Raw genomic sequence first — 7,081 nt, 5'->3', positions numbered from 1 at the left:
CCCCCCCCCCCCCCCGGCCGCGCCCGGCCACCCCGGCGGGCCGCCCCCTCTCTTGTCCCCCCTACCATCGAATCCGGGCCAGGCCCGGACCAGTGAGAAAGAGGAGTTCGGGTACGGTGCTCAACGACCCCAAAGCCCCCGCGACCCCGCCGGAGGACATCGGCCGCGTCCGCCGCCGCGTCACCGTCGCCACCGCCATCGGCAACTTCGTGGAGTGGTTCGACTCCGGCGCCTACGCCGTCATGTCGGCCACCATCGCGGTGCTGTTCTTCCCCAACTACGACCCCGCCGCCGCGCTGCTGGCGACCTGGGCGATCTTCGCCGCGGGGTTCATCGCCCGCCCCCTGGGCGCCCTGTTCTTCGGCCACTACGGCGACCGCATCGGCCGCAACCGCGCCCTGGCGCTGAGCGTGCTGTGCATGAGCGGGGCCACCCTCGCCATCGGCCTGCTGCCCACCTACGCCGCGATCGGCCTGGCCGCGCCCCTGCTGCTCCTGCTCATGCGCGCCGTCCAGGGCTTCTCCACCGGCGGCGAGTACACCGGCGCCTCCTCCTTCATCATGGAGTACGCCCCCGAGGGCCGCCGCGCCCGCTACGCCAGCGCCGTCCCCATCACCGTGGGCGTGGCCGCCGTCGTCGGCTCGGGCGTGGGCGTGCTGCTCACCGGCACCCTCAGCGAGGAGGCCCTGATGTCGTGGGGCTGGCGGGTGCCGTTCCTGATCGCCGGGCCGCTGGGCGCCATCGGCCTGTACCTGCGCTCCCGGCTCGACGACACCCCCGTCTTCCGCGAGATGGCCCGGGAGGACAACACCACCCGCAGCCCGCTGCGCGAGGCCTTCCGGGTCTCCGGCCGCCAGATGTTCACGCTCTTCGGCTACAGCATCACCAACGCCGTCGGCTACTACTTCATGAGCAGCTACATGATCAGCTACATGTCGGAGTCGCTGGACTACACCAAGACCCAGGCGCTCACCACCAGCGTGGTCGCGATGCTGGCGTACACGCTGATGTGCCCGCTCATGGCCAGGGCCAGCGACCGGTTCGGGCGCCGCCCCATGCTGATGACCGCCTGCGCCGGGTTCGTGCTGCTGACCTACCCCGCGTTCCAGCTCATGGGCACCGGGCTGGCCGGGGCGATGCTGGGCACCTCGGCGCTGGCCGCGCTCGTGGCGGTGATCGGCACCTCCAACGTGCCGATGATGGTGGAGATGTTCCCGGCCCACCTGCGCGCCAGCGGGTCGGCGGTCGGCTACACCACCGCCTACGTGCTCTTCGGAGGCACGGCGCCGTTCGTGGCCACCTGGCTGGTCGCCACCTCCGGCAGCGCCCTGACCCCGGCGTTCTACCTCGTCGGCGTCGCCGCGCTCAGCCTCCTGGTGGTGCTCACCCTGGTCCGCGAGACCCGGGACCTGTCCCTGCACCGCACCACGCTGGACTGATCCGCCCCGGGGACGCCTCCGAAGCCACACGGGCGTCCCCGGGGAGCAAATTCCCGGCCGCGGCGCGGACCGGCTGGTAGTTTCGCCGCATGCGCGAACGGCTGACGAACCTGGAACCACGCCTGCACGACGCGCTGGCGGCGTGGGGCGTCCACGCGACCTCGATCGACCACGTCCCCCTGGGTTTCGGCGACCACCACTGGAGCGTCACCGACACCGCGGGCCGCCGCTGGTTCACCACCGTGGCCGACCTCGCCCGCAAGTCCTTCCTCGGCCCGGACCCGGCCGCCGTGCGGCGGCGCCTCACCCGGGCCATGGACACCGCCGCCCGGCTGCACGACGACGAGGGGCTCGGCTTCGTCGTCGCGCCCCTGCGCACCCCGGGCGGGGACACCGTCGTCCCGGTCGGCGACGGGTACGCGCTCAGCGTCTTCCCCCGCGTGGAGGGCGAGTCCGGAGACTTCGGCCAGGAGCTGTCCGCCGACCGGCGGGCCCGGCTCCTGGACACCCTCGCCCAGCTGCACCGCAGCGCACCGGGCGACGCGCCCGCCGTGGAGACCCGCCTCCCCGGCCAGGACCGGCTCGCCGCGCTGCTGGACCGCCCCGCCGCCGTCGGCGACGCGGGGCCCCACGCCGGGCCCACCGCCGACCTGCTCGCCGAGCACGCCCCGGCGCTGCGCGAGCGCCTGGCCGAGTCCGACCGCGGCGCGGCCGCCCTGGAGGACGCGGCGGCGGTCCTCACCCACGGCGAACCCCACCCCGGCAACCTGCTGTGGCGCGGCGACCGCCCGCTGCTGGTCGACTGGGACACCGTCGGCCTGGCCGCCCCCGAGCGCGACCTGTGGCTGGTCACCGACGACCCCGCCGAACTGGAACGCTACGCCGAGGTCAGCGGGCACGAGCCCGACCGCGCACTGCTGGACCTGTACCGGCTGCGCTGGGACCTGCGCGACGTCGTCGAGTTCGTCGACTGGTTCCGCGCGCCCCACGAGGGAGGCCCCGACACCTCCCAGGCCTGGCGGGACCTGGTCCGCATCGTCGAACGCCTCGGCGCCGGGGAGCGGTCCGGCGCCCGCTGACGCCGCCCGGATCCGGCGGCCCGGCGGGTCGCGGCCCGCCCGCGCTGTTCGCGGTCGGTAACATCTCCCTGACTCTTGGCGACCGGAAAAGACCTGTTGTCGGTGCGGCCGGGCCGGAACCGGCCGACCGGGCACGCCACGGACCCGACCAGCTGTTGGAGCGACATGAACCTGCCCCTGAGCACCCGCGACCTGCCGCTGCGCGTCATCACGGGGGCGTTCGTCCTCAACTCCGGGCTGGAGAAGCGCGGCGCCGACGAGGAGGCCGCGCAGGGCCTGCACGGGATGGCGGCGGGGACCTACCCCTTCCTCAAGGACGTGGACCCCGTCACCTTCGCCCGGCTGCTGTCGGCCGGTGAGATCGCCCTGGGCGCCGCCCTGCTGATCCCCGTCGTCCCGAGCCGTGTCGCGGGCGCGGGCCTGACCGCGTTCGCCGCCGGGCTGCTCGGCCTGTACCTGCGCACCCCGGGCATGCGGCGCCCCCAGAGCCTGCGCCCGACCGAACAGGGGCTGCCCCTGTCCAAGGACGCGTGGCTGCTGGGGGCGGGGCTCAGCCTCCTGCTGGGCGGCGACACCGGTAGGGACCACTCCCGCGGCCCGCGGCGGTGCCGCCGCTGACGGTCGTGCCGACGCCGCTCGCGGTGTTCACCGGTCGGTCTCGACGGCGGGCACGAACACCCGCAGGGCCGCGTGCCGCTTGGTGAAGACCACCGTGCGCGAGCCCTCCACGACCTCGCCGTCCACGGCGAGCAGCCTGGGCTCGCCCGGGATGGTCAGCGTCAGCCCCGTGGTCAGCCGCTCGGAGTACCCCTCGCCGTGCGCGAACTTGCCCAGCAGCACGTCCGCGACGGCGCGCAGCCTCGGGAAGGGCGCCCGCGCGGTGAGCACCCGCACGTCCAGCCGCCCGTCGTCCAGCTGCTCGCGCAGCGCGGGCACCCGGCCGTGCGTGCGGTACTGGCAGTTGCCCACGAACGCCCACCACACCTTGGCGGGCTCGCCGTCCACGACCGCGGAGATCGGGCTCACCTCCCGCAGGTCCTGCCACAGGGCCAGCGCGAACGCGGGCCACTTGCCGATCCGCTCGGCCCACTTGTCGCGCCGGTCCACCATGCGCGGGTAGGAGCCGAAGGAGGACGTGTTGAGGAAGATCCGGCCGTCCACCTCGCCCACGTCCACCCGGGCCAGCCGCCCGTCGTCGAAGGCCCGCAGCGCGATGTCCACCGAGGACAGCCCCAGGGTGCGGGCGAAGTTGTTGAGGGTGCCGTCCGGCAGCACCAGCAGCGGGCGGTCGTGGTCGAGCGCCGCCTGCGCCCCGGCGTTGACGGTGCCGTCGCCGCCCGCCACCGCCAGCACCTCGCTGGTGCGCGCGGCCTGGTCCATGACCCCGACCACGTCGTCGTCGGCCGACAGCGGGATGATCCGCGCCTTGGGCAGCGCCCGCGCCACCCTGCTCGTGACGTCGGCCGCGGTCAGCCCGGGCACCGTGCCCGAGGCCGAGCGCGGGTTGACCACCACCGTCACCCCGCCGCCCTCGCGGTCCACGTCGGTCTCCCCGTCGGCGACGGTGCGCGCGCCGAAGACCAGTTCGGGCCGGGGCGGCACCACCGTTCCGGCGAGCAGGGCCGCGCCGCACCCGATGGCCACTCCGGCGAGCACGTCGCCGGGGTAGTGGACGCCGCTGTGCACGCGGGAGAACGCCACCCCGCCCGCCAGGAGGGCGACCAGCCCGGCCAGCGGCTTGGGCGCGTCGGTCATGACCCCGGCCGCGTAGGCCGCGGCCGCGGCGGTGTGCCCGGAGGGGAAGGAGGTGCTCGGGTAGGAGCGGTAGGGGCTGCGCGCGGCCGGGACGGCCGAGTTGTCCGGGCGGGTGCGCCCCGAGATCTGCTTGATCCCCGCCGAGACCAGGTTGGCGGTGCCCGCGGCCAGGATGGCGCGCAGGGCGGTGCGCCGCAGCCTGGGGCCGCCGGTGGCGGCGAGGGTGGCCGACATGAGGAACCACGGCGCCATGTTGTCCGTCGCCTGCACGAACTTGGGGGTGTAGGCGTCCAGGGACGCGGGTCCCAACCCCGTCACGTGGTCGTAGACCTTCTTGTCAGCCCGTTGGAGTCGACTCATAAGGCTCATTGCCCCAGATTGGGCAAAGCGCCGTCAGATGTCCATAAGGGCGCGCCCGCAGGAGAGCCTTCAGTGTGTTGATGACATCACACACGATGTTGGTTTCGGTGGGACGCGGTCGCCGGAAGCGCGATCCGCGCGGTGCCGTACGGCGCGACCGTCCCCGCCCCGGCTCCTTCGCTTTCGAGACCTTTTCGTGATGATGCGGACCAATCCGCCTGGTTCCCGGTACCGAATCACTTCCGCCACACAGACCCCGGAAGTGAAGAGGACGCATTGGGTACAGGGCAGCACACCCTCCACCGGCGCAGGGTCGCGGTCATCGGCTCCGGCGTCTCCGGACTGACGGCGGCGCACGTCCTGCACCGGGACGACGACGTCACCCTGTTCGAGGCCGACGACCGCCTGGGCGGGCACGCCCACACCCACCGGATCGACGGCGGACCGGGCGGCGAGATGCGGGTCGACAGCGGCTTCATCGTGCACAACAGGCGCACCTACCCCCACCTGCTGCGCCTGTTCGACGAACTCGGCGTGTCCACCCAGCCCACCGAGATGAGCATGTCGGTCAGCTGCCGGGGCTGCGGCCTGGAGTACGCGGGCGCGCGCGGCGTGCGGGCCATGCTCCCCAACCGGTCCCGGCGCAGCCCCGCCTACCTGCGCATGCTCACCGAGATCCCCCGCTTCCACCGGGCCGCCCGGCGCCTGCTCGCCGCGACCCCGCCCCCCGGCGCGGCCGAGCCCACCCTCGGAGCCTTCGTCCGCCACCACCGGTTCACGCCCTACACGGTCGCGCACTTCCTGCTCCCGCTGGTGTCGGCGGTGTGGTCCTGCCCGCCCGGCACCGCCACCGACTACCCCGCCCGCTACCTGTTCTCCTTCCTGGCCAACCACGGCATGCTCAGCGTGTGGGGCTCGCCCCGCTGGCGCACCGTCACCGGCGGCTCGCACTCCTACGTCGAGCGCGTCGCCAAGAACCTGCACGCGGTGCGCACCGCAACCCCGGTCACCTCGCTGGCCCGTACGGCACAGGGGGTGCGCCTGCGCGCCGGGGGAGAGGCCCTGGACTTCGACGCCGCGGTCGTGGCCACCCACGCCGACCAGGCCCTCGCCCTGCTCGCCGACCCCACCGACGCCGAGCGCGAGGTCCTCGGCGCCTTCGGCTACTCGCGCAACCGCACCCTGCTGCACACCGACGCCTCCGTCCTGCCCGCCGACCGCGACGTCTGGGCCAGCTGGAACCACCGCCTGGCCTCCTGCGAGCCCGACACCGGGCCCGTGCGCGTGAGCTACCACATGAACCGCCTCCAGCGCCTGGACGCCGACGAGCAGTACGTGGTCACCCTCAACGGAGCCGACGAGGTCGACCCCGACCGGGTCGTGGCCGCCATGGACTACGCGCACCCCGTCTACACCCCCGCCTCCCTGGCCGCGCAGCGGCGGCTGCCCGAACTCAGCGACCGGGTCGTCGCCTTCGCCGGGGCCCACCACGGGTGGGGCTTCCACGAGGACGGGTGCCGCTCGGGCGTCCGGGCCGCCGCGAGCCTGGGGGTGCACTGGTGACGCCCTCCCCGGCGCCCGCGCTGTACGAGGCCACCGTCCGCCACGTCCGCTCCGAACCCGTCCGCAACGCCTTCGCCTACGGCACCTACTACTGGCTGGTGGACCTGGACGACCCGCCGCGCCCGCGCTGGCCGCTGAGCGTCCTGGCCGGGTTCCGCGCGAAGGACCACGCCGTGGACGGCGACCGCGCACCGGTCGTCACCCGCGCCTCCGCTGAAGCCGGTGCCCCGAACGTCACCTGCGTCCCAGCCGGCACCGGCGCCGGTGCCGCGCGCCGCGACCGCGCCGGCGCCTGGGCGCGGGAGCTGCGCGCCGACATCGACGCCCTCCTCGCCGAGCACGGCGTGGACCTCGACGGCGGCCGGGTGCTCATGCTCGCCCACGCCCGCGTCCTGGGCCACGTGTTCAACCCCCTGACCGTCTACTGGTGCCACCACCGCGACGGCCGCCTCAGCCGCGTCGTCGCCGAGGTCCACAACACCTACGGCCAACGCCACCGCTACGTCCTGGACGTGGACGGCCGCGGCCGGGCCGAGGCGGACAAGGCCATGTACGTCTCCCCGTTCAACGCGGGGGACGGCCGCTACCGCCTCAGCCTCCCCGAGCCCGGTGAACGCCTCGCGCTCACCGTCGCCCTGCACCGCGACGGGCGCCCGCCCCTCACCGCCTCGGTGCACGGCGTCCGACGCCCCGCCACCACCGCGTCCCTGCTGATCAGGGCGCTGCGCCACCCCCTCGCGCCGCTGGTCGGCGCGCTGCGCATCCGGCGCCAGGGCATCGGCCTCTACCTGCGCGGACTGCCCGTCCAGCCGCGCGGGCGCACCCACACACCAGCGACCGAACGGAAGACCGGAACACGGCCATGACCACGACCAGCCCCCACAC

Annotated in this window: 6 protein-coding genes; 5 read left to right on the top strand and 1 reads right to left on the bottom strand. The window is 74.3% G+C overall.

The features are described from left to right. Nucleotides 1-116: 116 nt before the first annotated feature. The 3 genes from DQW06_RS08755 (at nt 117) to DQW06_RS08745 (ending at nt 3,136) form a co-directional block, all read left to right on the top strand. Nucleotides 117-1,439, top strand: coding sequence for an MFS transporter (locus DQW06_RS08755; protein WP_013152292.1), 1,323 nt, complete (start codon nt 117-119; stop codon nt 1,437-1,439). Nucleotides 1,440-1,528: 89 nt separating this feature from the next. Next, nucleotides 1,529-2,518: a phosphotransferase gene (locus tag DQW06_RS08750; protein WP_071621753.1), complete on the top strand. Its 990-nt coding sequence runs from the start codon at nt 1,529-1,531 to the stop codon at nt 2,516-2,518. A gap of 165 nt (nt 2,519-2,683) precedes the next feature. Next, nucleotides 2,684-3,136 carry a hypothetical protein gene (locus DQW06_RS08745; protein ID WP_013152294.1) on the top strand — a complete coding sequence of 151 codons (453 nt, stop codon included), beginning with the start codon at nt 2,684-2,686 and terminating at the stop codon, nt 3,134-3,136. A gap of 27 nt (nt 3,137-3,163) precedes the next feature. Here the strand turns inward: DQW06_RS08745 and DQW06_RS08740 are convergent, their stop codons facing one another. Continuing rightward, entirely contained in the window at nt 3,164-4,633 is a 1,470-nt protein-coding gene (locus tag DQW06_RS08740) for a bifunctional phosphatase PAP2/diacylglycerol kinase family protein (protein WP_013152295.1), read from the bottom strand. 276 nt (nt 4,634-4,909) lie between these two features. On the opposite strand from DQW06_RS08740, the gene DQW06_RS08735 reads away from it, so the two are divergent. Together DQW06_RS08735 and DQW06_RS08730 are read left to right on the top strand one after the other, a co-directional pair. After that, nucleotides 4,910-6,196, top strand: a complete 1,287-nt coding sequence (locus DQW06_RS08735; RefSeq protein WP_013152296.1) for an NAD(P)/FAD-dependent oxidoreductase — start codon at nt 4,910-4,912, stop codon at nt 6,194-6,196. Beyond that, a complete protein-coding gene (locus tag DQW06_RS08730) occupies nt 6,193-7,062 on the top strand; it encodes a DUF1365 domain-containing protein (protein ID WP_117198270.1) in 870 nt (289 codons plus the stop codon). The genes DQW06_RS08735 and DQW06_RS08730 overlap by 4 nt, the downstream gene beginning before the upstream one ends. Nucleotides 7,063-7,081 lie beyond the last annotated feature (19 nt).

The sequence above is a fragment of the Nocardiopsis sp. TNDT3 genome (assembly GCF_003427465.1).
In the GTDB taxonomy this organism is placed as follows: domain Bacteria; phylum Actinomycetota; class Actinomycetes; order Streptosporangiales; family Streptosporangiaceae; genus Nocardiopsis; species Nocardiopsis dassonvillei.
Note: the sequence above shows the minus strand (reverse complement) of the source record. Positions and strands in the feature narration are given on the sequence as shown.